Annotated in this window: 26 protein-coding genes and 1 pseudogene; 18 read left to right on the forward strand and 9 right to left on the reverse strand. The window is 66.4% G+C overall.

Annotated features, from left to right (window positions below; translation table 11 throughout):
- Window positions 1–61: 61 nt before the first annotated feature.
- From NQJ30_RS06735 to NQJ30_RS06755, 5 genes are all read left to right on the forward strand, one after another.
- Window positions 62–469 carry an SRPBCC family protein gene (locus tag NQJ30_RS06735; RefSeq protein ID WP_255769071.1) on the forward strand — a complete coding sequence of 136 codons (408 nt, stop codon included), beginning with the start codon at window positions 62–64 and terminating at the stop codon, window positions 467–469.
- A 43-nt stretch (window positions 470–512) separates the two neighbouring features.
- Window positions 513–650 (forward strand): hypothetical protein, encoded by a 138-nt coding sequence (locus NQJ30_RS06740; RefSeq protein WP_255769072.1) that lies wholly within the window; start codon window positions 513–515, stop codon window positions 648–650.
- Between the two features lie 205 nt (window positions 651–855).
- Window positions 856–1053, forward strand: coding sequence for a hypothetical protein (locus tag NQJ30_RS06745; RefSeq protein ID WP_255769073.1), 198 nt, complete (start codon window positions 856–858; stop codon window positions 1051–1053).
- A 67-nt stretch (window positions 1054–1120) separates the two neighbouring features.
- Complete coding sequence (locus NQJ30_RS06750) at window positions 1121–2101, forward strand: helix-turn-helix transcriptional regulator (protein WP_308215153.1); 981 nt, start codon at window positions 1121–1123, stop codon at window positions 2099–2101.
- Window positions 2094–2975 carry an SDR family oxidoreductase gene (locus tag NQJ30_RS06755; protein ID WP_255769074.1) on the forward strand — a complete coding sequence of 294 codons (882 nt, stop codon included), beginning with the start codon at window positions 2094–2096 and terminating at the stop codon, window positions 2973–2975. Before NQJ30_RS06750 ends, NQJ30_RS06755 begins: the two co-directional genes overlap by 8 nt.
- A 408-nt stretch (window positions 2976–3383) precedes the next feature.
- Here NQJ30_RS06755 and NQJ30_RS06765 read toward each other — a convergent pair whose 3' ends face one another.
- Complete coding sequence (locus NQJ30_RS06765) at window positions 3384–3923, reverse strand: flavodoxin domain-containing protein (protein WP_255769075.1); 540 nt, start codon at window positions 3921–3923, stop codon at window positions 3384–3386.
- Window positions 3924–4176: 253 nt separating this feature from the next.
- On the opposite strand from NQJ30_RS06765, the gene NQJ30_RS06770 reads away from it, so the two are divergent.
- A complete protein-coding gene (locus NQJ30_RS06770) occupies window positions 4177–5220 on the forward strand; it encodes a hypothetical protein (RefSeq protein ID WP_255769076.1) in 1044 nt (347 codons plus the stop codon).
- 64 nt (window positions 5221–5284) lie between these two features.
- Here the strand turns inward: NQJ30_RS06770 and NQJ30_RS06775 are convergent, their stop codons facing one another.
- From NQJ30_RS06775 to NQJ30_RS06790, 4 genes are all read right to left on the reverse strand, one after another.
- A complete protein-coding gene (locus tag NQJ30_RS06775) occupies window positions 5285–5638 on the reverse strand; it encodes a cupin domain-containing protein (RefSeq protein WP_255769077.1) in 354 nt (117 codons plus the stop codon).
- Window positions 5639–5741: 103 nt separating this feature from the next.
- Window positions 5742–5990, reverse strand: a complete 249-nt coding sequence (gene bsaP, locus NQJ30_RS06780; RefSeq protein ID WP_255769078.1) for a biotin synthase auxiliary protein BsaP — start codon at window positions 5988–5990, stop codon at window positions 5742–5744.
- Entirely contained in the window at window positions 5987–7012 is a 1026-nt protein-coding gene (gene bioB, locus NQJ30_RS06785) for a biotin synthase BioB (protein ID WP_255769079.1), read from the reverse strand. Before bioB ends, bsaP begins: the two co-directional genes overlap by 4 nt.
- A 201-nt stretch (window positions 7013–7213) precedes the next feature.
- On the reverse strand, window positions 7214–8137 hold the full coding sequence (locus NQJ30_RS06790) for a LysR family transcriptional regulator (RefSeq protein WP_255769081.1): 924 nt from the start codon (window positions 8135–8137) through the stop codon (window positions 7214–7216).
- 115 nt (window positions 8138–8252) lie between these two features.
- Here NQJ30_RS06790 and NQJ30_RS06795 point away from each other — a divergent pair, with 115 nt between their 5' ends.
- The 8 genes from NQJ30_RS06795 to NQJ30_RS06830 all read left to right on the forward strand — a co-directional run bounded on the left by NQJ30_RS06795 (window position 8253) and on the right by NQJ30_RS06830 (window position 16060).
- Window positions 8253–8600 carry a CBU_0592 family membrane protein gene (locus NQJ30_RS06795; protein WP_255769082.1) on the forward strand — a complete coding sequence of 116 codons (348 nt, stop codon included), beginning with the start codon at window positions 8253–8255 and terminating at the stop codon, window positions 8598–8600.
- A 256-nt stretch (window positions 8601–8856) separates the two neighbouring features.
- Window positions 8857–9774, forward strand: coding sequence for a patatin-like phospholipase family protein (locus tag NQJ30_RS06800; RefSeq protein ID WP_255769153.1), 918 nt, complete (start codon window positions 8857–8859; stop codon window positions 9772–9774).
- Between the two features lie 65 nt (window positions 9775–9839).
- A complete protein-coding gene (locus NQJ30_RS06805; RefSeq protein WP_255769083.1) occupies window positions 9840–10625 on the forward strand; it encodes an alpha/beta fold hydrolase in 786 nt (261 codons plus the stop codon).
- A gap of 35 nt (window positions 10626–10660) precedes the next feature.
- Window positions 10661–11326 carry a GntR family transcriptional regulator gene (locus tag NQJ30_RS06810; RefSeq protein WP_255769084.1) on the forward strand — a complete coding sequence of 222 codons (666 nt, stop codon included), beginning with the start codon at window positions 10661–10663 and terminating at the stop codon, window positions 11324–11326.
- Window positions 11323–12501 carry an MFS transporter gene (locus NQJ30_RS06815; protein WP_255769085.1) on the forward strand — a complete coding sequence of 393 codons (1179 nt, stop codon included), beginning with the start codon at window positions 11323–11325 and terminating at the stop codon, window positions 12499–12501. The genes NQJ30_RS06810 and NQJ30_RS06815 overlap by 4 nt, the downstream gene beginning before the upstream one ends.
- A 100-nt stretch (window positions 12502–12601) precedes the next feature.
- The gene (locus NQJ30_RS06820) at window positions 12602–13234 is read left to right on the forward strand and encodes a hypothetical protein (RefSeq protein ID WP_255769086.1); all 633 of its coding nucleotides are present in this window, start codon (window positions 12602–12604) and stop codon (window positions 13232–13234) included.
- A 263-nt stretch (window positions 13235–13497) separates the two neighbouring features.
- The gene (locus NQJ30_RS06825; RefSeq protein ID WP_255769087.1) at window positions 13498–15150 is read left to right on the forward strand and encodes a serine hydrolase; all 1653 of its coding nucleotides are present in this window, start codon (window positions 13498–13500) and stop codon (window positions 15148–15150) included.
- Between the two features lie 94 nt (window positions 15151–15244).
- On the forward strand, window positions 15245–16060 hold the full coding sequence (locus tag NQJ30_RS06830; protein ID WP_255769089.1) for a hypothetical protein: 816 nt from the start codon (window positions 15245–15247) through the stop codon (window positions 16058–16060).
- 20 nt (window positions 16061–16080) lie between these two features.
- Here the strand turns inward: NQJ30_RS06830 and NQJ30_RS06835 are convergent, their stop codons facing one another.
- Window positions 16081–17532, reverse strand: a complete 1452-nt coding sequence (locus NQJ30_RS06835) for an MFS transporter (RefSeq protein WP_255769090.1) — start codon at window positions 17530–17532, stop codon at window positions 16081–16083.
- Between the two features lie 76 nt (window positions 17533–17608).
- Here NQJ30_RS06835 and NQJ30_RS06840 point away from each other — a divergent pair.
- A pseudogene (locus NQJ30_RS06840) lies at window positions 17609–17869 on the forward strand (TetR/AcrR family transcriptional regulator); the annotation flags it as partial.
- Between the two features lie 95 nt (window positions 17870–17964).
- Here NQJ30_RS06840 and NQJ30_RS06845 read toward each other — a convergent pair.
- Window positions 17965–18633: an alpha/beta fold hydrolase gene (locus tag NQJ30_RS06845; RefSeq protein WP_255769091.1), complete on the reverse strand. Its 669-nt coding sequence runs from the start codon at window positions 18631–18633 to the stop codon at window positions 17965–17967.
- A 168-nt stretch (window positions 18634–18801) separates the two neighbouring features.
- On the opposite strand from NQJ30_RS06845, the gene NQJ30_RS06850 reads away from it, so the two are divergent.
- Complete coding sequence (locus NQJ30_RS06850) at window positions 18802–19224, forward strand: acyl-CoA thioesterase (RefSeq protein ID WP_255769092.1); 423 nt, start codon at window positions 18802–18804, stop codon at window positions 19222–19224.
- Window positions 19225–19297: 73 nt separating this feature from the next.
- On the opposite strand, the gene NQJ30_RS06855 is transcribed toward NQJ30_RS06850, so the two are convergent.
- Window positions 19298–21172, reverse strand: coding sequence for a Na+/H+ antiporter (locus tag NQJ30_RS06855; RefSeq protein WP_255769093.1), 1875 nt, complete (start codon window positions 21170–21172; stop codon window positions 19298–19300).
- 120 nt (window positions 21173–21292) lie between these two features.
- Window positions 21293–21907, reverse strand: a complete 615-nt coding sequence (locus NQJ30_RS06860; RefSeq protein WP_255769094.1) for a TetR family transcriptional regulator — start codon at window positions 21905–21907, stop codon at window positions 21293–21295.
- A 68-nt stretch (window positions 21908–21975) separates the two neighbouring features.
- Between NQJ30_RS06860 and NQJ30_RS06865 the strand changes: the two genes are divergently transcribed.
- Together NQJ30_RS06865 and NQJ30_RS06870 are read left to right on the forward strand one after the other, a co-directional pair.
- Window positions 21976–22755 (forward strand): SDR family NAD(P)-dependent oxidoreductase, encoded by a 780-nt coding sequence (locus NQJ30_RS06865; RefSeq protein WP_255769095.1) that lies wholly within the window; start codon window positions 21976–21978, stop codon window positions 22753–22755.
- Between the two features lie 247 nt (window positions 22756–23002).
- The gene (locus NQJ30_RS06870) at window positions 23003–23311 is read left to right on the forward strand and encodes a hypothetical protein (protein ID WP_255769096.1); all 309 of its coding nucleotides are present in this window, start codon (window positions 23003–23005) and stop codon (window positions 23309–23311) included.
- Window positions 23312–23336 lie beyond the last annotated feature (25 nt).

The raw sequence follows: 23336 nt of genomic DNA on the forward strand, positions 1-23336 counted from the left end.
AGCAGTACTGGAACCGGCGCCTGGACGCGCTGGGAGAATTTCTGGACGAGGAGAAACCGTCATGACCGAGAACGCCATCCGGCTTGAGCGCCGGTTCCCGCACCCGAGTGCAGCCGTCTGGGATGCGCTGACCACACCCGAACTGCTGGCCCGCTGGTGGGCGCCGGGCGACATCGCCCCCGTTGTCGGCCACCGCTTCACCATGGACATGGGCTCCTGGGGCCAGCAGCAGTGCGAGGTGCTCCCCGTTGACCCCGGGAACTCGATCAGCTTCCTGTTCTCCGAGGGCATGCTGGACACCACCATCACGTGGCGGCTCGAAGCCGTGGACGGCGGGACGGTCCTCCACCACGAGCACGCCGGTTTCCGCCTCGACACCCCCATGGGGAAGCAGGCCCTTGAGGGTATGGGCAGCGGCTGGCCTGGTCTGCTGACGCGGATCGACGGCGTCCTCGCCGGCGTCTCCTGACTCTTCTCTCAGCAGAGAAGCAAAAGGAAGGCGGGGGCTCCGGATGGCGGAAATGCCGGCAGCCACGGTGGAAGTCAATGACGCCGTCGTCCGGTGCCTCCTCCGGGACCAGCGGCCCGACCTTGCGGACCGTCCTTTGGTGCGCGTTGCCTGCATGAGCAGCGCTACCTTCCCGACATAGCGCACCAGTCCCCAGTGGCGGTGCCTGTCCCGGTCCACGCGGGCCGGCCGACGCCGAACTTTCCGTGGCCGTGGAGCATCGTGCGGTGGGTACCCGGAACAGCGGCGTGCCGCTGACGGCCCGCGACTCGGCGTGGTGGAACGGCTCGGGGACCGCGAACGCTATCCGCAGGCAGCAGAGCTGAGGGTAATTTGGGCACAGGCCCTTGCTGCCAACGCTTGGGATGGTCCGCGCCCGGCACCGCTTCATGGGCACCTTTGGCCGCGCAGCGGATGGCGCCACCTGGGTGGGGGCCGGGGGCTGGGCTCTCGTCCTGGCCACCGCCATGCTGAGCAACTCCGACGGTAATCCGCGGATGTTCGCCGTGGGGGAGTTCGGGATCAGGCAGGTCTTGGAAGGCTGAGTTTGCGGGGCTGGGGGTGTCTGACAGACACTGCCGCCAGTCCAGCGTGCTGCGTAGCGTGGTGGTTGTGGACAGAAAAGAAGAGATCCGTGAGTTCCTGATCTCGCGCCGTGCGAAGGTCAGCCCGGCGCAGGCCGGCATCCCCAGCTACGGGGAACTGCGGCGAGTTCCCGGGCTGCGCCGGGAGGAAGTGGCGCAGCTCGCCGGGGTGAGCACCGACTACTACACGCGGCTGGAACGCGGCAGCATCCGCGGCGTTTCAGATTCTGTGCTCGAGGCCGTGGCCTCGGCCCTCCAGATGGACGAGGCCGAGCGCGCTCACCTGATGGACCTGGCGCGGACGGCCAGCCCGCCGTCGAGCCGTAGACCCCGCCGGCCGGCACAGCAGCGGGTCCGTCCCGGCGTGCTGCGCCTGTTGGACGGGATGACCGGCGTGGCTGCCATCGTGCAGAACGGCCGTGGCGACCTGCTCGCTGCCAACCTGCTGGGCCGGGCACTGTATGCCGAGGTAATTAGCTCAGCCGTGCTGTCGGCCCCGGGCAACCCTGGCCGGCTGCCGAATCAGGCACGCCACCTCTTCCTCGACGCGCGGGCAGCCGACCTCTACCCCGATTGGAGCGCGGTCGCGGCCACCACGGTGGCGATGCTGCGCTTGGAGTCCGGCCGGAACCCCAACGACCGGGCCCTGAACGAGCTGGTCGGCGAGTTGACCACCGGCAGCGGGCTCTTCGCCGCGCTGTGGGCCGGACACGACGTGCGCATCCACACCACTGGAACCAAGCGATTCCACCACCCGGTGGCGGGGGAGCTGGCCCTGCAGTTCGAGACCTTGGACCTCCCCGGCGACGAAGGCCAGACGCTGTTCACCTTCACCGCGGAGCCCGGTTCCGCCTCGGAAAACGCGCTGGCCTTCCTCGCCAGCTGGGCGGCATCGCCTCCCGACCCAACCACCGCCGGCGAGCCTGCCAGCGGATCCACCGCCCCCGCGCGCTCCCACACGCAACAGCCGGGGCGCAACCCAGGAAAGACAGGACCAACACATGACTGAGCAGAACACCAACACATCGCAGAACGAGAACACAGCCAACAAGAAAGTCTGGTTCATCACCGGCGCCGGCCGCGGCCTCGGGACCGACATCGCCAGGGCAGCCCTCGCCGCCGGCCACGCCGTAGTCGCCACCGGCCGCAACCCCGAAAGAGTCACCCAGGCTGTCGGTGAAAGTGAGGATCTGCTGGCAGTGAAGCTCGACGTCACCGATCCTGACGACGCCGCATCAGCCACCCAGACAGCCCTGGACCGGTTCGGCCGGATCGACGTCCTGGTGAACAACGCCGGGAACTTCTACGCCGGGTTCTTCGAGGAAATCTCCCCGAAGGACTTCCAGGCACAGATCGAGACCACCATGTTTGGCCCCATGAACGTCGCCCGCGCAGTCCTGCCGGCCCTGCGAGCCCAGCGCTCCGGCCTGCTGGTCACCATTTCGTCGACCGCCGGTCTCGCGGGCGGGGAGTTCCTCACTGCGTACGCCGCGTCGAAGTTCGGCGTGGAGGGCTGGGCAGAGTCGCTGGCCCCCGAGGTAGCCCCGTTCGGCATCCGCAGCATGATTGTGGAACCGGGATTCTTCCGCACCGAACTGCTCACCCCGGAGTCCACCCGCTATGCCGAATCCACCATCGAGGACTACGCCGAGCGCACCGAGCAGACGGTCAAGGCCTGGCAAAGCATGGACGGCCAGCAGGGCGGGGACCCGGCCAAGCTCGCCAGCGCCCTGATCCAGCTGGCGGAGCTTGACGAGCCGCCGCTGCGCTTCGCGGCCGGCGCAGACGCCGTCGGCACCTTCGAAGCGCGGGCCAAGGCCCTCCTGGATCAGGCTGATGCCCACAGAGAGCTCTCCAGCCACCTCGCCCACGACGACGCCTGACAAACGGAAAGCGGCCGACGGCGGGAGGTCCCGCCGTCGGGCTCGATGCCGAGGCGTTCACGGGCCACCCGGCGCTGGAAGTCCAGGGGAAAGAAACGGTCCCCTTCACCGGACAGCACGCGCGTCGGGAGCCTGGGCCACGCCGTGAAGTTGGGCCAACGTCTCTCTGGCACGGCTCCGCAGCGATGTGTGGGACAAGCCCGAGGTGATAGGGCATCTCATGACGGCAGCGCCCACGGCCAGGCTCCTGGAGGAGACGGCCCGTGAGGGTCAGGGCGCGGGCTGACCGCCGAGAATCAGGCCGAGGTCGGAGACGGGCGCAGTCACAGGTAGCCCTTGACGCTCGCGCGCATGGCTTCGGTCAAACCGAAAGGGTGGACGGCGGGAGGTTCCGCCGTCGACCGCAAATCATGAGGCGCCCGGCTGGAGGCGCGCCAGGAAATCCTCCGCGAAATGCTTCACGCCGTCCCATTCGGTGTACACATAGTCGCGGGATGTGTCGGTGTCCGTGGAGCCCTGGCTGCTGGCGATCCGCTTCATGATGAGGCGCTTGATGAACCCGTATTGGGTGTACGGGATGGCGCCGCTGAAAAGCCCCACCTGGATGGGCCGCCAGCCCGTTTCCTGTTCGAATTTCTCCACGAAACCCTCGGCAGTTTCCGTGTCGCCGTGCGCGGCCATGCTGACCGAAAACAGCGCGGACGGAAGCCGTTCCAGCGTTTCCCGGTTCTTCCGAACGAAGTCCCCGACGTATTTCTCGTGTTTGCCCACATGGACGGACCCGCCCACCAGGACCGCGTCAAAGCCGTCCGGGATGGCATCCCCGGCGTCCTTTATATCTGCCGCTGTGGCGTCGTGGCCGTGCGCCCGGACCACGTCCGCGATGAACTCGGCGATCTTCGCCGTCTGCCCCTCGGTGGTGCCGTAGGGAATGTAGATCTTGCCCATCGCTGGCCTCCTTGACTTGCCCTCTTGGACACCACTGTGCCAAGCCCCGGCCCGCCGACGTAGGGCCGAACGTCCCCGGCGCACGGACGCGCTGAAACTGCCCATGCCGGTAACCGGGTCCACTGGGTTTTCCAACCGATGTTCACCCGCCCGCAACCGGGAGGCCCCGAGCCGTTCGCCCGCGCCGAGCAGTCTTTGATCGCACCTTTGTGCCCCGGCAGAACTCCCCAGCCAGCAGAGTCAGGACCTCCCCATGCCTTCAAAGACCATGAAAATCACGACGGCGGCAGCCGCCATTGCGCTCGCCCTCCTCGGGTCCCAGCCCGCCTTCGCAGCGGACGGCACCAAGGACGGCCAGCAGGCCTTCACCTTCGCCGCCATCGGCGACATCCCCTACGGCGCCGCCGAGATCGCCAAGTTCCCGTCCCGCATCCAGGACCTCAACGCGGACAAGGAGCTGAAGTTTGTAGCACACGTGGGCGATATCAAGAACGGCTCCACGGTCTGCTCCGACGAGTACTTCTCCTACATCCGCACCCAGTTCGACACGTTCGCCCATCCGCTGGTCTACACACCCGGCGACAACGAATGGGTGGACTGCCACCGCGCCAACAACGGCGCCTACAACCCGCTGGAACGCCTGGACAAGATCCGGGAAGTCTTCTTCAACCAGCCCGGCACGACCCTCGGCGCCACCATGCCGGTGAAGTCGCAGCAGAGCCTGGGGCTTCCTGAGGACGTCCGCTTCGAGAAGAACCGGGTGGCTTTCTCCGTGCTGAACGTCCAGGGCAGCAACAACTCCCTCCTGCCGTGGAGCGGACTGGGTAAAACAGAAGCCACACCCGAGCAGCTGGCCGAGGTGGAACACCGCACGGACGCCGTCATCGCCCAGGTCCACCAGACGTTCGCCGACGCCCGGCGCAGCAACGACCGCGCCGTAGTGCTCATGCAGCAGGCGGACATGTTCGATCCGGCGCTCCTGGCCGACGCCACCACCAACCCGGCCACCGTCTCCGGCTTCCGTGAGATCGTCCGGACCATCGTCGAGGAGACCAACAACTTCGACGCCCCGGTCTACCTGGTCAACGGTGACAGCCACGTCTTTGCCGAAAACCAGCCCCTCGCCGAGGGCTCTCCCTGGCCGGCCATCTACGGCTCGCCCGCCGCGGACAACCTGCAGCGCATCACGGTGGACGGCGCCAACAACGCCGTGGACTACGTCCGCTTCACGGTGGCCGGCAACAGCGCCAAGGGCGCCGACGTCCTGACCTGGGAAAAGGTCCCCTTCAGCGAGTAGTCCCACCCGAACGCGTACGACGGCGGCGCCCCCCGCCGTCGTAGGCTTCGTTGCGCAGCAAGGGCTATCCCCGGGGCTGGTAGTACCGGACTTCGAACAGTTTGGCGCCGTCCTCGGAGATCCACGGGCCATGTTCCATCCCCGGCGGCCTCACTGCCCAGTCGCCGGCAGTGAAGGTCTGGTTCAGCCGGCGATCGACGAGTGAACCTTGCCAGATGAAGACTTCTTCCCAGAAATCGTGTTTCAGCACACCAATGGGGGAGGTGTCCGTGCCGGGTTCGAATTTGAGGATGCGCGTCACTGTGCCGTTTGTATCGTCGCGGGCCAGGACGGCTTCCGAGAGACCCTCGACGTGTGGCGTACAGGGTGTGAAAGCCACAGACGAGCTGGGCGTAAATTCATTTTCCGGTTTTGCCATTGTGACTCCCTCTACGTGACTGACCGAACCGCTACGTTCGGGCCCAGGCTCTGATGATCCCGAGCCACGTCGGACGAGTCAATGGCGCCCCGCTCACCGGCTTTCACACACCCGTGTCGCTTGACCTTTCCGGTGCAAGGACGCCGTGGCGGGAGCATTCCGCGGACCAGCCCGTGGGCGTGACCTGCACTTTCATGCGGCGTTTGCAGTCCGCACAGTAGCGCGGTGGTTCCAGCTGCAGCAGCACCTCGCACTGCCGGTGGGCGTACGACGGCGGGTTCGCGCCGCCGTCGTACGCCTCGCCGCAGTGCCCGCAAAACTTGGCGGTGGTGTCTGCCGGGACCTGGTTCACAGTGTTTTCTGGAGTTCCCTGATGGGCATGTTGAGTTCCACCAGGAGGTTGAGGTCGGAGTTGGCGGGGCGGCCCAGGGTGGTGAGGTAATTGCCCACGATGACGGCGTTGATGCCGCCCATCAGGCCTTCGCGGGTGCCGAGGTCACCGAGGGTGAGTTCGCGGCCGCCGGCGTAGCGGAGCACGGTGCGGGGCATGGCCAGGCGGAACGCGGCGATGGCACGGAGGGCGTCCTTCCCGTCCATGATTCCCTGGTTCTCCAGGGGCGTGCCGGGGCGGGGGTTGAGGAAGTTGAGGGGAACTTCGTGCGGTTCGAGGGCTGCGAGCTGGGCGGCGAGTTCGGCGCGCTGCTCTAGGGTTTCGCCCATGCCGATCAGGGCGCCGCAGCAGAGTTCCATGCCGGCGGCCTTGACCATGTTGCAGGTTTCCAGGCGTTCCTCGTAGCTGTGGGTGGTGACGACCTCGGGGAAGTAGCTGCGGGCTGTTTCGAGGTTGTGGTTGTAGCGGTGCACGCCCCATTCCTTGAGCTGATCGACCTGGCGCTGGGTGAGCATGCCGAGGGAGCAGGCGATGTTGATGTCCACGGCCTCGTTGATGCGGTCGATCGCGAACTTGATCTGGTTCATCAGTTTGATGTCCGGTCCGCGGACGGCGGCGACGATGCAGAACTCGGTGGCCCCGGTGGCGGCGGTTTCCTTGGCTGCTTTGACCAGTTCGGGGATGTCCAGCCAGACGCCGCGGACGGGGGAGTCGAACAGGCCGGACTGGCTGCAGAAGTGGCAGTCCTCGGGGCAGCCGCCGGTCTTGATGGAGATGATGCCTTCCACCTCGACGTCTTCGCCGCAGTGCTTGAGCCGCACTTCATGGGCCAGCTGCAGGGCTGCAGGCAGGGCCTCATCCGGGAGGCGCAGAATCTCCACGAGCTGGTCCTGCGTCAGCCCGAGCCCTTCTTCAAAGACCTGCCGGCGGGCGGTTTCGAGAATTTCATAGCTGACTGTTGGGGGAGGTGCCTGGGTCGTCATTGATCTTCCTTTACGTCTGTGGGTTTCTGTGGATATCCCTCACAGCAGACGCTAGTTACCCGGCGGCAGGGGAATGTTGTTGCTTGTCTACAAGCAGGCCTCGGGGGCTTTGGCCGGAACGCCTAAAAGCTGCCGTCAGCCGCCGTCAGCTGTGCCGGCGTCAGGCATGTTTGCATCCTGGTTCGTACGCATCGGGGCAGGTCAGGGCGCCGAACGCGTGTTGAACGCCGCCGCCGATTCGCGCAAAAGGCGGGCGACGGTGTCCGCAGGCAGGTTGGTTGATCGGCGCCGGTCGAACCGCCGCAGGGCGATACGGCGCGTGCCCAGTCCGGGCACATCTAGGACTTCCACTCCATCCTGCACAACGCCGCTGAGGGCCAGAGTGGGCACGATCGCGATGCCCTCGCCGGCGGCGACGAGCGCAAGTGCGGTGAGCGTGTCCTGGTACTGATGCACCGTTTCCACCTGGGCGCCTGTTGACTGGCGAAGCCGGCCCAGCACAGCGGCGTTGGCGGCGGAGGCCTCAACGCCCAGCCACGGAAGCGGCAATCCTGCGAGGTCGATGTTCTCCGTGGTGAGCAGGGCACCCGCGGGAACCACCAGCTTCCAGGGCTCATCCAGCAGGGGCTCTTCGATCATTCCTGCGGGAAGTGAACGCTGCCCGGGCGTGGTCGAGTCGATCTCCACGACCACGGCATCGAGCTGTCGCTGACGGAGCAGCCGCATCAGGCCCGGGAAGTCGTCCTCCACAATCCTGATCTGAAGTTGCGGGTATTGTGTCCGCCACTCGGGCAGGCGCGGGATCACCACGGTGCGGACGAAGCTGGTGAATCCCCCCACCCGGACCACTCCGGCAATGTGGGCGCCACTTTCGATGCGGGCCCGGGCGACGCTGAGGGCGCGTTCTATCTCCTCGCCGGCTTCTGCCACCGCCAGGCCCGCGGGTGTCAGCACTGAGCCTTTGGGCGTGCGAAGTACCAGGGCATGCCCTGTCTCGTCCTCCAGTTTGGTGAGCTGCTGGGACACAGCCGACGGTGTAAGGCCCAGTTCATCAGCGGCGGCGAGTACCCCGCCGGTTCGCGCAATGGCGAGGAGAACGCGCAGCCGCCGCGGGTCGATATTCATATTCAGTATTTCTAAACCATATCTTCAGCGGAATGCAATTGATCTAAAGATGTGTCATCCACATAATTGCTGTTAAAGCCGCAAACCGCGACCGGCGCAACCCCGAAAGGAAATCATGGAACTGCTGTGGGAAATGTCCGGCTGGGCCGGGGCTGTTGCGATTCTCAGTGCGTACCTTGCTGTATCCATGGGCTGGCTGAAGGCAGGCAAAGGCTTCCAGGCCGCGAACCTCGTGGGTGCCTGTGCTTTCATCGTCAACGGGGCATTCCATGAAGCGTGGCCGTCCGTGACCACGAACGTCGCATGGTTCCTTATTTCCGCTGTCGCGCTGATTCGAATGCGCTCTGCGAAGGTGTTGCCTGCTGCTGCTGCTGATGCCCCGCAGGTGCAGTTCCCCGGCGTCTGTGACACGACCGGCCCCATCAACATTGTGGAAACTCCCCGGGCCGCCCGGCTCACCTGATTGTTCGGGGTGCCCTGCGCCGGGGCGCTACCGGTGCTCAACAACGCTGGTTATTGCGCAGCACAGCACGACTGTGCGAGGATTCCGGTTATCGTGACCCGTCAGCAGGAGGTGAGACCCATGAACGCAGTATCCACAGTGGGTGCTCCCCTGAAGACCACGATCACGCGGCTGAAGTAGTCGCCGCCGGGAGCGCCAGGACGCAATTCGCGAAAGGCGACTCCCCTTGAACACCACACCTTCTTCAAACTCTTCCATCAGCCCTGCCATCAACCCTGCCGCGGCCCCTGAACGGGCTTTGGTCCTCGGCGGTGGCGGATCCACAGGCAACGCCTGGCTGATCGGCGTGATGGCCGGCCTGTGCGACGCCGGCCTGGATGTCACCGAAGCCGATCTGGTCATCGGCACCTCAGCCGGATCCACAGCCGCGGCCCAGATAGCCGGCGAATCCCCGGCAAAGCTGTTTGCCGCGGTCCTTTCCGCCGCGCCTCCACAACGGCGCGGCCCCGCCGGGCCAGTTGCCGGGCCCGTCGCCGGGAGTGCAGCAGCACGGCCGGTGACGGACCACTTGGAGCGGATCGACAGGATCATCGCCGCCTCCGCGGATGCGGCGGACATGCGGCGCAGGATGGGCGCGGCGGCACTCGACTTGGCCGCGGCGTCGGACGCTTCCGAACGGTGGCGCGCCACGGTCGCCGCGCGGCTGCCCAGCCAGTTCTGGCCGGAACGGCGGACCCTCATCACGGCGGTGGATGCCCGCACGGGTGAATCTGCCGTGTTCGACCGGCACAGCGGAGTGGACCTGGCTGACGCCGTCGCCGCAAGTTGCGCCAGCGGCTTCGCCTACCGGATCGGGGACGGTCGCTATATCGACGGCGGCTACCGGACGAACGCCGAAAACGCCGACCTGGCTGCCGGCTACGGGCGGGTGCTGGTGCTGGCGCCGTTCGGCGGCAGGACACGGACGCCGGTGGAGTGGGGCCTGGACCTTGCTTCGCAGGTCGAGGGGCTGCGCGCGGGCGGCAGTGAAGTCGAGACGGTCTTCCCGGACAGCAGCGCAGAGCATATGTTCGGCGCCAACGCGATGGACTTTTCGCTGCGGCCGGCTGCCGCCCAGGCCGGCTTCGACCAAGGCCGCGCGCTGGCCGGGCCACTCGCCGAGTTGTGGGGCTGATTGTCCCGGCAGGGCGGCCGCCGGATGCGAGCCTTTGGCGCAACCCGGAGCGGTAAAGTGTCACCGTGAATATCGCCCTTGCTGCCGACGGTGCGCAGCTGGCCTGGACCGAACAGGGGCGCGGGGAGCCGATGCTGCTGATCGCCGGCCAGGCAACAGCCCTCGACGGCTGGGGGCCGGCAGCGGAGCCCCTGGCAGAACACTTCCGCGTGATCCGCTTTGACCACCGGGGGATCGGCCGGAGCAGCAACGGCGAAGCCAACCGCTACACCACCAGGCTCCTGGCCGCCGACGCGGTTGCAGTCCTCACGGCTGCCGGCGCCCAGACCGCGCACGTCTACGGCCACTCCATGGGCGGCAGGATCGCCCAATGGCTCGCCATCGATCATCCGCAGAATGTCCGCGGCCTGATTCTGGCCGCGACCAGCGGCGGGAAGCTGCAAGGTGAGGGACCCACCCCGGAGGCCATGGAAGCGCTGGTGAGCGGTGACGCCTCACGCCTGGCGCCCCTGTTCTTTGAACCCGAATGGGCGGCAGTCAACCCGGATGCCGTCAACACCTTCTTCAATTCCAGGGCCACAGCGTGGGCCAAATCCCGCCACTTCCGCGCCAGCCGGGAACATGATGCATGGCGCCATCTGGGTGCCATCGAGTCGCCCGCGCTCATCCTCCACGGAACCCACGATGTGCTGACGCCCCTGCCGCACGCTATCGAGCTGCACCGGCACATCCGGCGCTCCACCCTGGTCAGGGTTCCCGGTGCGGGCCACGGTCTGCATCTGGACCGGCCGGAAACCGTCCGCTGGATCCGTCAGTTCATCGCGGCCAAAGTACCGGACGTACTTGTATAGTTGTATACAAGTATGCCGGGCGTGGAGGTCATCACATGGCAGAATCACCGTCCCGGAACACCGGGGCACATATTGTCTATGCCGAGCTGAAGCGGCAGATCCTAAGCCTGGAACTGGAGCCCGGAACCCGCATCTACGAGCCGGCGATGGCTGAGACGCTGAAAGTGAGCCGCACTCCGCTGCGGGAGGCCATCCGGCGGCTGATTTCGGAGAACCTCCTGGAACAGCAGCCCACCGGGGGCGTACTCGTTCCAGCCCTAGACGAGGCAGTAATTTCGGAGCTCTACGAGGTGCGCGCGGCGATGGAATCGCTCATGGCGCGGCAGGCGTGTGTGAAGGCGACGGCGGCGGACATCGAAGCGCTCAACGGCATTCTGGATCGCAATGCCGCCATGGTGCAGTTTGCCGACGAAGCCATGCTGCAGGGAATGGCGCTGCACGCAAAGATCGCCGAGATTGCGGGGAATTCGTGGGCCCGGCGGTTCCATGACCAGATCTCCAGCCAGATGGAGCGCTACCGCCACTTCACTAACAGCACCCAGGCGCGGCGGGATCAGGCGCTGGCACAGCACCGGATCCTGGTGGAGACGGTGGCCGGCGGAAACCCTGAGGAGGCCGCCAAGCTTGCCTTCGACCATGTCATGGGTGCCCGGGACGCGGCGCTGCGGGCCATCACCGGCCGCAGCCTCGTCATCACATGATCGGTGAACTCGGACGCCGCTCGGCCGCTGCCCTTCTCGCTCATTCCGCCCTGATCCAGGCTGTGACGTTCCTGGTCCGTCCGGCTACCAGTTACCGGGCGCTCGAGCTTGACGTTCCCGGGTTCGCCCTGGGTCTCCTCGCCGCCAGCTACGCCGTCTTTCCCCTGCTGCTCGCCGTCCCCACGGGCGGACTGGTGGACCGCCTGGGTGAGCGCCGGCTGATGGCGATCGGATCCGCCGTCGTGCTTGCCTGCTCCGCCTTCCTGCTGCTGTGGGGAACGTCGATCGTCACTTTGGTCATCGGAACCGCACTCCTCGGCGCCGGGCAACTTGCCTGCGTGGTGGGGCAGCAGGCCGTGGTGGCCAACAATGCTGCTTCATCCCGGATGGACTCCGCCTTCGGGTACCTGACATTCGCCGCTTCGCTGGGGCAGGCCCTGGGACCGCTGGCAATTTCCTTGGTGGGAGGCGCTTCCGTCCGCCCCGACACCCAGGCCATCTTCCTCCTGTCCGCCTGCATGAGCCTGGTGCTGTTCGTGACCACCTTCGGCGTCTCAGCCAAAGTCAGCGGCGGCAAAAGGAAAGCCATCACGGGCGACGGCGCCGGCGGCAGCGTCGTTTCGCTGCTGAAGACCCCGGGCGTGGCCAGGGCCCTGGCCGCCAGCGCCACAGTCCTGGCCGTAGTGGACCTGACCATGGTTTACCTCCCGGCCCTCGGCGCCGAGCGCGGGCTCACAGCGGCAACGGTGGGGCTGATGCTCACCACCCGCGCCGTGTTCTCCATGGTGTCCCGGCTCGGGCTGGGGCGGATGTCGCGGACGCTGGGACGCATGCGGCTCATGGTGTTTAGCCTGGCGCTCTCCACTGCCGCCCTGTGCGCGGCCGCGGTTCCGATGCCGGAGTGGCTGCTGTTTGCGGTCATGGCGGTCTTGGGTTTGGGACTCGGCATCGGCCAGCCCCTGACCATGTCCTGGCTGTCGGCGCAGGCTCCCGCGGGGCAGCGGGGCCGGGCGCTGGCACTTCGGCTCGCCGGCAACAGGGTGGGCCAGGTTGTCCTGCCCAGTGCCATCGGCGTGGTGGCGGCGGGGCTTGGCGCAGGGGGAGTCTTCCTGGCATCAGCCGTTGTGGTGGGCGGGACGCTCCTGCTGCTTCGCGGCGTCCGGCTGGACAACTAGACCCGGGGCCACAAATCCGCAGGTCCCGTCGTTGTCCGCGGCCGGACCCCCGCGGGTAGACTCGGCCGCATCACCAATAGATCCTGCGAAGAGGGACTACATGGGTTGGAGCGACTTTCGGGACAATGAAGAGACTCGCTGGGAAAAAGCCGCCGCGAAATCCGAAGGCGTTGCCGACTGCGCGATAAGCGGGGCGCTCCGGTCCTACTTCCTTGTGTATCTGCCGGTCGGCGTTATTCTCATTACCGGCATCGGGTTTGGAGCATCGGCCCCACTGCTGGGGGATTTCGACGCCGACTGGCCGGATGCGCTGTCCATTGGTGCCATGCTGGCCGGTTTTGGGGCCATGGTCGGGGGCCTCATCTATTACGGAAAGAGAGTCCGCCCACTGGTCCGTCGTCAGAATATGTCGGTGATTTTCTACCTCACGGATTCAGAAAATAAGGACATCAGACGGCAGATCTCCGGCCGGTCTCCGGTTTCCCCTGGGCTTTTGTCAGTTGTCCGTGCCGCCGCGGTGCAGCTCCGGCAGGGCCTGGCGATGCAGCTCCATATCTCACCAGGCTTTCTGCTCTTCTATGGGGTTCAGGTCATGCGTCTGTGCGGGGGTGGCATCAGCTGGGGCATACGGCTGCTCCTCTCCGGCGTAATGGCTTGTCTGACCGTCGCGATAGCAGTCCAGTTTCACAAAACATCGTTGTTCCTGGAGCACACCGCACCGTCCGCGCGTTGAACGTACCGCCCGCCGCCCGGATCACCACCCCTACACCGCTGCGTCATCGCTGACCGCTTGCCGCTGACTGCCGCGGCGAAAACGCAAGCGGACGACGGCGGCGCGTCCCGCCGTCGTCCGCTCACCCTCAGCTGCACCCCACTTTGCCGGACTTCCGGAGAATCCGTTGCCCTCGCCGCGGTGCGCGCGGTTCACTATGTAGTGACAACCGGTGGCCTCCGCATACCGGAGCGCCCACCGCCTGACGAATCTAGGTGGCATCCATGGACCGCAGCACCGCTTCACATTCCCCCAGCCGGCGTGCGCTGCTGCGGGTGGCCGGGATTGGAGCGGCGGGTGTTGCCAGCATGCCCCTGCTGACATCCTGCACCGGCGCCACCGCGGAGCAGGTGTCCACCACGGGGACGGCCTCCCTGCTGCCTGCCCCGCCGGGACAGATCGAACCGCTGCTGGACCAGCAAAAGGTAACCAATGCCCTGGCCAAGCTCGATGGGCAGGTCCGCGATGCCATGGAAGGAACCGGACTTCCCGGCATGGCGGTGGCCGTGGTGTACCGGGACGAGGTGGTGTATGCCAAGGGGTTTGGGGTCCGGGAGGTCGGCAAGCCTGCGGAGATCGGACCGGACACGGTGTTCCAGGTGGCCTCCGTGTCCAAGCCGCTCGCGTCGACGGTGGTGGCCGCGCTGGTGGGCCAGAAGAAAATCAGCTGGACGGATCCCGTCATCAGCCACAACAAGGGCTTCGCGCTCCACGACGACTATGTCACCCGGAACGCGACCTTCGCCGACCTGATGTCCCACCGCAGCGGCCTGAAAACGGCGTCCGGTGATTTGCTGGAGGACCTCGGATTTGATCGGGCCTACATCCTGGCCCATCTGAACCAGGAGCCCCTTGATACGTTCCGGTCCAGCTACAACTACAGCAATTTCGGCTACACGGAAGCCGGACAGGCGGCAGCCGATGCGCTGAACATGAGCTGGGAGGACCTGGCCGATGAGGTCCTGTTCCGCAAGCTGGGCATGTCCGCGTCCAGCTACCGGCACTCGGACTACGAAAAAGCGCCGGACCGGGCCATCCTCCACGTGCCGCTGGGAAACAAGGAATGGGCAGCGAAATACCAGCGCGACGCCGACTCCGAGGCGCCGGCCGGGGGCGCGAGTTCGTCGGTGCGGGACCTGGCGCAATGGCTGCGGCTGCAGCTCGGCAACGGCACGTACGCCGGCCAGCCAATTATCGATCCGGCCGCGCTCCAGGTGACCCATGTGCCGCACGTCGTCTCCGGGCCGGCGGCGGCCCCGGCAGCCCGTTCCCGTTTCTATGGACTGGGCTGGAACGTGTCCTACGACGATCAGGCCCGGGTCCAGCTGGGGCATTCCGGCGCGTTCAACCTGGGCGCAGCCACCGCCGTCGCGATGCTTCCCGGCGAACAGCTCGGCATTGTGGCTTTGACCAACGGACGCCCGCAGGGGATTCCCGAAGCAATCACGGCAGGCTTCATGGATACGGCCCAGCACGGCTCGCCCACTGTCGACTGGCTGGCCTTCACCGCCGGCGTGTTCAGGCAAATCGATGAGTCTGACAAGCCGGAGGTCGACTACACCAAGGTTCCCGCCAAGCCCGCTCCGGCCGGGCCGAACAGCGCCTACGTCGGGACCTTCGGCAACTCTTACTATGGCCCGCTGGTGGTCTTCGAACAGGACGGGAAACTGGCCATGCGGATGGGGCCGCCGGCAAGTCCCACGACGTTCCGCCTCACCCACTTCGACGGCAATACCTTCAGCTTTGAATCCATCGGAGAGAACGCCAACGGCCTGGCCGGTGCACTGTTCGCCGGCCCAGGCGGCGGCTCCGTACCAAAAGTCACGCTGGACTTCTACGACAGGACCGGGCTGGGGACCTTCACTCGGGCCTCGTAGGCGGCGGCAGTAATGTGCGAAGTCACGGTTGACCTCCCGCGAGGGAAACGGTCATGCTGGGTTACCCACGCACCGCCCCACCGGAAGGACAACGATGTCCGCTCACCACCAACCGTCCCGCCGCTTTCGCTTCCGGCTGGCCCTTGGCGCAGCCGTCGCCGCCATACTGATGCTCGTTGCCCAGCCGGGCCAGGCAGCCCCCGCCTCCGGTTCCGGGAATGACGTGTCCTGGCCCCAGTGCGGGAAGGCCCTGCCGACGGGCCAGCTTTTCGGCATCGTCGGCGTGAACAACGGCCTCGCCAATAACACCAACCCGTGCTTTGACACTCAGCTGAAGTGGGCGCAGAAGTCACCGGGAGGGGCCGGGCAGCCCGGCGTGGCCCTGTACGTGAACACCGCCAACCCCGGGGCGGCCGGCTCGTGGTGGCCCACCAGCAACACCTACGGCGGGACCACCGTGGCCAACCCCTACGGCGACTGCACCGGCACCGGAAACAAGTACGGTCCGGCCTGCTCGTTTATGTACGGGTACGCCAAGGCCTACGACGACGCAAACATCCGCGGCGTGAGCAACCCCGGCTCTTACGACTGGTGGCTGGATGTGGAGACCGGCAACAGCTGGTCCAGCGATACACTCGCCAACCGTGCCGATCTGGAGGGCATGGTGGCCTACTTCGCGAGCATCGATGCATCAACCGGCCTCTACTCCACCAGGACGCAGTTGACCCAGATCGCCGGGACGGTGCCGTCGACGAGCAGCCTCTACCCACTGCCCAGCTGGCTGGCCGGTGCCAACTCACTCGCGGTGGCGAAACGTAAATGCGCCGACGCCCCGCTGACCGGAGGCGGCAAAGTCGCGCTCACGCAGTACATCTCAGGCGGATTCGACTACGACCATTCCTGCCTCTGAGCTGAGCGGGTGCCTGAGTCTCATTCCTCGGCCACTGCGGCGGGTGCAGCACCGGCGGTTGCAGCACCGGCGGGTGCAGCAGCCGCCTCCGCGTACGACGCCGAAACCCGGCGGTAGACAGGCGTGAGGAAAGCCAGCAGCGCAGCCACAATCAGGATGATTCCGGCGACGAAAAACACCAGGGCAATGCCCCGGGAGGTGCCTTCACCCAGCAGCGGGTCAAGCTGCGCGGCGCCTTCCGCGGACCGGGCCCAGGGAATGATCCACACCTGGGCAACGGGCGCGATCAGGAACGCCGTGATGGGCGCGGCCGCGGATTCGAAGGCCATCGCGAATCCGAACACCCTGCCCTGGCGGGGGAGCGGCACTACCTGCTGGATGACGGTTTGCTCGGCGGCCTCGATGAGGGGCACCAGCGCCATGTAGAGCCAGATGCCGGCCACATACAGCCAGGCCCATTCCCGCAGCGTGAACACTGCACCCAGGATCCCCAGCACCACCACGGCGATCAGCATGGTGCGCAGCGGGTTGGACCCGAGCCCGAATCGGTTGACCAGCGCGCCGCCGAGGATGAATCCGGTGGCTCCAAACGCGAACACCCCGCCCCATACCTCCACGGGGAACATCTCCAGGCCGTAGGGGTCCATCAGCGCCATGTACACGCCGCCGATGAAGTTGTTGAACGTGGAGAAAACAATCAGCGCGAACAGTCCCGCGATGGCCAGCACCGCGGCCAGGGAACCCCGCAGGTCGAAGCTGCCGTGGGCGTCGGAGGCGGCCGCGCGCAGCTCCTCGGGCATGCGCAGGGTCAGCAGGTGTGCGAAGGGCAGCGCGGTGAGCACCAGGGCCACCAGGATGGTCCAGCCCATGCCCAGCAGTCCCACCGACAGGCCCGACAGCACCGACGTGACCATAAACATCAGGCCCTGCACCATGCCCACCAGCCCGTTGGCATTGGCCCGCCGGTCCGGGTCAATGAGGATGGTGACAGTGGTGGAGAGGGCGACGTTGCGCAGGTTTTCCACCACGGCACCCGCCAGCAGGACCACGGCGAAGATCCAGAACCACGGTTGGGTCAGGTCCAGCATGCCGGTGGACGGGGTCACCAGGAACAGGGTCCCGGACAGGGCAAACATCACCAGGGTGAAGCCGGCAGCAAACCGCATCACCATCAGCTTGCGGTAACGGTCCACGAACGTGCCGAAGCTGATGCTGGACAGTGCGATCAGGAGCATGTACATGCCGCCGATCACCCCGGTGGCGATCACGTTGCGGGTCTCCAGGTACACCCAGAACGTCAGGGCGAACCACAGATAGCTGGTGGTGACGTTGGCCAGCGCCGTGTTGACCAGGATTCCCGCGAACGTGCGGGACCGCTGCGCCGCCGTGCGCACGGACGGGCTGATGGCGTCGGAACCGGCCAGCGTCGGAGACTCGGCTACCCCGGCGTGGGCCGGTTCCTGCTCGGTCATGCGTTCCAGTTTACTGACGGCCGCCCGCGGTGGACATGGTCACCGCCGCGGTTTTTAGCGCACGACGGCGGCACGCGTCCGGGCGGCAACCACCTCCACGCGGGCAGCCACCATGCTGCGGCAAATCCTCGGGGCACGGGCCCGGAACGAAGGAAACCGCCCCTCGTTCGACGAGGAGGAGATGCAGCGCGCGGCACTGGCCGCCGCGCATCTGCCGGGCGTCGCCATCGGCCGTTTCGTCATCAAGATGCCGCCCATTACGGTCCGGTCCCACGACGATCTGGTGGCGGAACTCGCCCCCACCATCCAGCGCTACCTCACCGGAAAGCACCGCTGAGCACGGGCAACAGGAAGGCGGACTTCTGAATGGCGGGAATGCCGGAAGTCACGGTGGAAGTGAACGACGCCGGCGTCCCGGTGAACCCCTTCAGTTCAACGCCGAAGCAAATACCCGGCCACGCCCTCCGGGTTTGCGAGGGCGAGTAGGTGGCCACCCGGCATGGTGTCGGGTTCGATGCCGAGGCGTTCACGGGCCACCTGACGCTGGAACTCCAGGGGAAAGAACCGGTCCCCTTCACCGGACAGCACGCGCGTCGGGATGCCGGGCCACGCCGTGAAGTTGCATGCCGAGTCGAAAGCTGCGCTTGCTTCGGGGCGCTGATGCGGTGCTCCTTCTGCGGCGATTTGCGAGGGAACGTCGTGCAGGAAGTACGTGTCTGTATCGAACTCTGGACTGTAGCCGTGGGCCTTCGCCGCGCCTTGTTGAGCCGCGGCCCATCCGGTGTTGTCCCACCACGCGCCCGGGGTCTCGCCCGGAACGGGGATCATCGCATTCACCAGGACCAGTTCTGCGACGGAAGCCTTTTCGCATACCAGGGGAGCAGTGAAGCCGCCCAGCGATTGCGCCACAAGCACCACGCCAGGCTGCTCACCGACGGCTTCCACCACCAGACCCGTGTATTCGGCGAGCCCTGCGCTCGCGTCGTCGCCGGGCAGATCGACCGCTACGGCTTGGTGACCGGCATCCTGGAGCAGCGGCACGACGTGGCTCCAGTACCAGGCGGCGCCGCCGGCTCCCGGGATAAGGACGAACATACTCATTCCACCATTCTGTCCCCGCCGGGATGACGAAACCACCGTCCGAAGGGATATTGGATATTTCTGATCGGCGCTGGGAAGGTTGTACGAGCGAACACGCTCACCCTTCGAGAGGAACGGCCCAGTTGTTCATCACATCCGCCACGGACAATGGCAGTACCGGCGGCCGCAATGCATAAGCGTTTCGAAATGGTGGTGCCGCTTCGCTGGTCCGACCAGGACCTCAACGGGCACATCAACAACGCCCGCATTGTGACCTTGATGGAGGAAGCGCGGGTGCGGTGGCTGAACATTGACGCCGCCGCTGACGGGCTGGACTCCTTCCGAGGCCCGAAGGTCGTGGCGTCCCTGAACGTGGAGTACAAATTGCCCGTCAACTACGAAGACGAGCTCACCCTGTTGCTCGACATCACCAGGATCGGTAACGGGTCCTTCTCCGTCCGGCACACGGGGAGCCAGCGTGGCGCCACCGCGTTCATCGGCACCACGGTAATTGTCCCGCTGGACCCGGACTCGAACCGTTCCCGGAAACTTACCGCCGCTGAGACTGCCTACCTGGCCCGGTATGCGGAAAAAACGCCGGTGGCCGGTTAGCCGCGCACTGCTTGCGCTGACGAAGTGAGCGTACGACGGCGGGACGTCCCGCCGTCGTGAACGCTGCAGGCACTCACCCCAACAGGTCGTCCTCGTAGCACCAGCGCCAGTCTTCGCCCGGCTCGATGCTCCGCATGACCGGGTGCCCGGACGCTTCAAAGTGCCTCGACGCGTGGGTGCCGGGCGAGGAATCACAGCACCCCACCTTGCCGCACCGCAGGCACATTCTCAGGTGCACCGACGTCGTGCCTTCACGGCGGCAGTCCGCGCAGAAGGGGTCGAGGGGCACCTCGGGGGAGCGGGCGTCCTCGAGGTGGCTGCATACGCCGCCCGGCCTTGCGATCCCTTCCCCGCCGCCCTCGCCGGTTGTATCAACCTCGTCCAGCGACACGTCCAGCATGGACTCCTCAACGTCAAGCCGCTCCAAAACCTCGCTGAGGACCTCCTGGGCGTACTCGCCGCCCCGGCGCAGTTCCAGGACCTTGGCGCGTTCCGCTTCCAGCATGGCAAGCCGCAGCCGGGCATAGCGCTCGCTGGGCGTCGCAGTTTCCGCCGACGGCCGCCCCAGCCGTTCCCACGCCGCCAGCCCGCGTTCCTGGGTGCGCCGTTTGAGCATGGCCACCACCTCCGGCGGGTCGTCATCGGTGCGCATTTCCTGCAGCCGGGCCACACCGGCCGCGGTGGCCTGCTGCATCAGGGCAGCCTGGTTCAGCGCGTCCTCGCGCTGGTCCGGGCCAGGAATCCGCAGGACGCGGACCAGGGCGGGAAGAGTGAAGCCCTGGAGCGTCAGCGTGCCGGCCACCACCACCAAGGCGGCGAGAATCAGTACCGAACGGTGTTCCAGGTCAGGGGGCAGCACCAGGACGGCGGCCAGGGTGACCACCCCGCGCATCCCTGCCCAGGAGACGATCGCCGGGAACTGCCACTGCGGGGCCGGATCGTTCCGCCGCACTGCCGGAATCAGCCGGGGCAGGTAGGTGGCCGGGAACACCCAAACGGGCCTGAGCACAAGCACCGCCAGCAGGATGACGGCGCAGCCGGCCCAGATCCGGCCGGCGCCGAGGGAGTCATCCTGGACGCCGTCGATGATGGTCCGCACCTGCAGCCCGATCAGGAGAAACACGGAGTTTTCCAGCAGGAACTGCACCGTGTTCCAGTTGCTGCGCTGGCTGAGCCGGGCGGCGCCGTTGGGCATGGACGGCGCCTTCGTGCCCATCACCAATCCGGTCACGACGACGGCGAGGACACCTGAGGCGTGGATCGCTTCGGCCGGCAAATAGGCAACCAAGGGGGCAATGAGGGACGTCGAGGTGTTGATCGCGACGTTACGGACCCGTTTGCGAAGTGTGGTCAGGACGTAGGCGGCGGCGATGCCCACCACCACTCCGCCGCCGGCCGCAAGCATGAAGTCTCCGGCGATCCCCACCACTGACACTGACCCCGAGATGGCGGCGATGGCGGCGCGAAGGCAGATCAGGGCAGTGGCGTCGTTGACCAGGGATTCGCCCTCAAGAATGGTGACAATCCGCCGCGGCATCCGCACCTTCCGCGCGATGGCGGTCGCAGCCACGGCATCCGGCGGCGCCACCACTGCGCCCAGGGCGATCGCGGCCGCCAGCGGGATCTCCGGGAACAGCCACCACACCACAAAACCCACCGTGATGGTCCCAAAAATGACATAGCCCACGGAGAGCAGCCCGATGGCGCGGCGGTTGGAGCCGAAATCGAAAAGGGAAGTGCGCAGCGCCGCGGCGTACAGCAGCGGCGGCAACAGGCCCACCAGAACCACTTCCGGGTTCAGTTCTATGTGCGGGACGAACGGGAGGAAAGAACCTGCGACGCCGGCCAGCACCAGCAGCAGCGGAACGGAAATGTTCAGCTTCCGGCCCAGGGCGCTGCCCGCACAGACCACCGCGACGAGAACGAGAAGTCCCAGTGCGATCTCCATTGGGCCATTCTCGCAGGCCCCAAAACCGGGCGCAGCGGGGAATCCTAACGACGGCTATGTGCTCTGGAGAAACAGGCCACCAGGCGCCGTCGCCCGCTGACGTGAGCAGCCGGCCCGCAGCTACGGCACCCGCAGTACCCCGACCGCGGCCTCCAGATATGGCGCGGGATCGGGGTCGGTCCCCGCGGCCCACCGCATCCAGGCTTCGAACGTGGCGCCCATGAAAGCGGCACAGAGGTATCCGGCGGCGTCCTCGGGCACGCCGGCCGACACAAGGTATGCCCGGGCCCGTTCGCGCTGCGGCGCCAGGGATTCGTAGCTTCTGCTTGCCAGTTCGGGGTGCTCTCCGATCAGCCGGAGGCGCCCGCGCGTCACGGACAAATCCGGAATGGCAGCAGCCCCCGCAACAGCCGCCTCGCGCAGCCCTGCCAGGACGCCGCCGTCGGACGCCGCACCGGGGCGGGCTGAATGCAAAACTTGCGTGGACGCCTCCACCACCGGCTCCATCCCGCCCCAGACAAGATCGGCCTTGCTGGAGAAGTAGCGGTAGAGGCTCTTGCGCCCGATTCCCGCCTCGCGCGCGATGTCCTCCATGGAGGTCTGTTCGTAGCCGCGCTCGCCGAAGATCCGAAGGGCGACGGCGGCCACGGCGTCGGGATTAATCGTCGCGGGGCGCCCGGTGGGGCGCGGAACGGTGGTCTTCAAATCGTCCGGGGGCATCCGACCAGTACTCACCCTTACATAATGACACAGAGTGTCATAAGCTGTATTCCACCACGGTCACCAACGTCTGGAAGGGCATCATGGGCAACGAAGCTTCATGGCAGGAAGTCACCACCAACGGCCGGTTTGCCGGCAAAACCGTTATTGTCACGGGCGCCGGGTCGGGGATCGGGCAGGCCACGGCACTTAGGGTCGCCAAGGAAGGAGGCCGTGTCATTGCCGCGGACATCAGCAAGGAGCGCCTGGACGCCCTCGTGGAGGAGAACGCCGGACTGGACCTCGTCCCGGTGGCCGGCGATATTTCCACCGAGGAGACAGTTGCGGCCGTAGTCACCGCCGCGGGCGGTCGCGTGGACGCGCTCGCGAACGTTGCCGGCATCATGGACAAGTTTGCGCCGATCCACGACGTCGATGACGAGACCTGGGACCGGGTCTTCCGGATCAATGTCACCGCTCTCATGCGCCTCACCCGCGCCGTACTGCCGCTGATGCTCGAGGCCGGGACGGGTTCGGTGGTCAATATCGCCTCCGAGGCGGGGCTGCGGGGTTCGGCCGCCGGGGCCGCGTACACCGCGTCGAAGCACGCCGTGGTGGGCCTCACGAGGAACTCGGCCGTGATGTACGGGCCCAAGGGCCTGCGGTTCAACGCAGTGGCTCCGGGTGCCACCATCACCAACATCGTGGCCGAGTGGGGATCCCAGCTGGCCGCCGAACGGCTCGGCCCGCTGATGCAGGCCACCGTACCGGTGCCCGCCACCGCAGCGCAGCTCGCCGCGTCCATCACCTTCCTGCTCAGCGACGACGGCACCAACGTCAACGGCGCCATCCTCGCGTCCGACGGCGGCTGGTCGGCACTGTAGCGGCGGGCGGGTTGACCGCTCAGAATTCAGTGCTCAGGGCCCGGGTCTAGGAAGCTGCCTCCTGAGCCTCGAGCCTGTCAACGTCGTCGGTCAGGACAGTCAACTCGACGCTGTCCGGCCGTCAATTTCGATGGCCTGGCCCGGTTGGCTCTTGACGCGGAGCCCGGCGCCGGGGGGTGGTTCGGCCCTTCCGGGATGACGCGGGAAGGCCTACGCTTTAGCTGCCACAGCCCAAGGGAAAGGAACGATGATGTTCACCTTGCAGATCAGCTATCCGGTACGGGACTACGAGGCTTTTAAGAAAGTCTTCGACAGTGATCCTGCAGGCCGCGCCGCATCGGGCGCCACGTCTGTCCGGCTGTTCCGGGATACAGAGGACCAGAACAGTGTTGCCGTGCTCCTTGACTTCAACACCAAGGATGCCGCGAAAGTCTTTCTGGAACGGCTCCGCAGCGATGTGTGGGATAAACCGGAGGTGATAGGTCAGTTGATGACGGCAGCGCCTACGGCCAGGATCCTGGAGGAGACGGCTCGGGAGGGCCACGGCGCGGGCTGACCGCAGAGAGTCCGGGGCTCAGGGC

It is taken from the genome of Pseudarthrobacter sulfonivorans, assembly GCF_024391045.1.
GTDB lineage: Bacteria > Actinomycetota > Actinomycetes > Actinomycetales > Micrococcaceae > Arthrobacter > Arthrobacter sulfonivorans_B.

Coding starts and splice junctions, on each gene's coding strand:
- NQJ30_RS06735 (WP_255769071.1), top strand. CDS start 62: ATGACCGAGAACGCCATCCGGCTTGAGCGCCGGTTCCCGCACCCGAGT.
- NQJ30_RS06740 (WP_255769072.1), top strand. CDS start 513: ATGGCGGAAATGCCGGCAGCCACGGTGGAAGTCAATGACGCCGTCGTC.
- NQJ30_RS06755 (WP_255769074.1), top strand. CDS start 2,094: ATGACTGAGCAGAACACCAACACATCGCAGAACGAGAACACAGCCAAC.
- NQJ30_RS06765 (WP_255769075.1), bottom strand. CDS start 3,923: ATGGGCAAGATCTACATTCCCTACGGCACCACCGAGGGGCAGACGGCG.
- NQJ30_RS06770 (WP_255769076.1), top strand. CDS start 4,177: ATGCCTTCAAAGACCATGAAAATCACGACGGCGGCAGCCGCCATTGCG.
- NQJ30_RS06775 (WP_255769077.1), bottom strand. CDS start 5,638: ATGGCAAAACCGGAAAATGAATTTACGCCCAGCTCGTCTGTGGCTTTC.
- bioB (WP_255769079.1), bottom strand. CDS start 7,012: ATGACGACCCAGGCACCTCCCCCAACAGTCAGCTATGAAATTCTCGAA.
- NQJ30_RS06790 (WP_255769081.1), bottom strand. CDS start 8,137: ATGAATATCGACCCGCGGCGGCTGCGCGTTCTCCTCGCCATTGCGCGA.
- NQJ30_RS06795 (WP_255769082.1), top strand. CDS start 8,253: ATGGAACTGCTGTGGGAAATGTCCGGCTGGGCCGGGGCTGTTGCGATT.
- NQJ30_RS06810 (WP_255769084.1), top strand. CDS start 10,661: ATGGCAGAATCACCGTCCCGGAACACCGGGGCACATATTGTCTATGCC.
- NQJ30_RS06815 (WP_255769085.1), top strand. CDS start 11,323: ATGATCGGTGAACTCGGACGCCGCTCGGCCGCTGCCCTTCTCGCTCAT.
- NQJ30_RS06820 (WP_255769086.1), top strand. CDS start 12,602: ATGGGTTGGAGCGACTTTCGGGACAATGAAGAGACTCGCTGGGAAAAA.
- NQJ30_RS06825 (WP_255769087.1), top strand. CDS start 13,498: ATGGACCGCAGCACCGCTTCACATTCCCCCAGCCGGCGTGCGCTGCTG.
- NQJ30_RS06830 (WP_255769089.1), top strand. CDS start 15,245: ATGTCCGCTCACCACCAACCGTCCCGCCGCTTTCGCTTCCGGCTGGCC.
- NQJ30_RS06835 (WP_255769090.1), bottom strand. CDS start 17,532: ATGACCGAGCAGGAACCGGCCCACGCCGGGGTAGCCGAGTCTCCGACG.
- NQJ30_RS06845 (WP_255769091.1), bottom strand. CDS start 18,633: ATGAGTATGTTCGTCCTTATCCCGGGAGCCGGCGGCGCCGCCTGGTAC.
- NQJ30_RS06850 (WP_255769092.1), top strand. CDS start 18,802: ATGCATAAGCGTTTCGAAATGGTGGTGCCGCTTCGCTGGTCCGACCAG.
- NQJ30_RS06855 (WP_255769093.1), bottom strand. CDS start 21,172: ATGGAGATCGCACTGGGACTTCTCGTTCTCGTCGCGGTGGTCTGTGCG.
- NQJ30_RS06865 (WP_255769095.1), top strand. CDS start 21,976: ATGGGCAACGAAGCTTCATGGCAGGAAGTCACCACCAACGGCCGGTTT.
- NQJ30_RS06870 (WP_255769096.1), top strand. CDS start 23,003: ATGATGTTCACCTTGCAGATCAGCTATCCGGTACGGGACTACGAGGCT.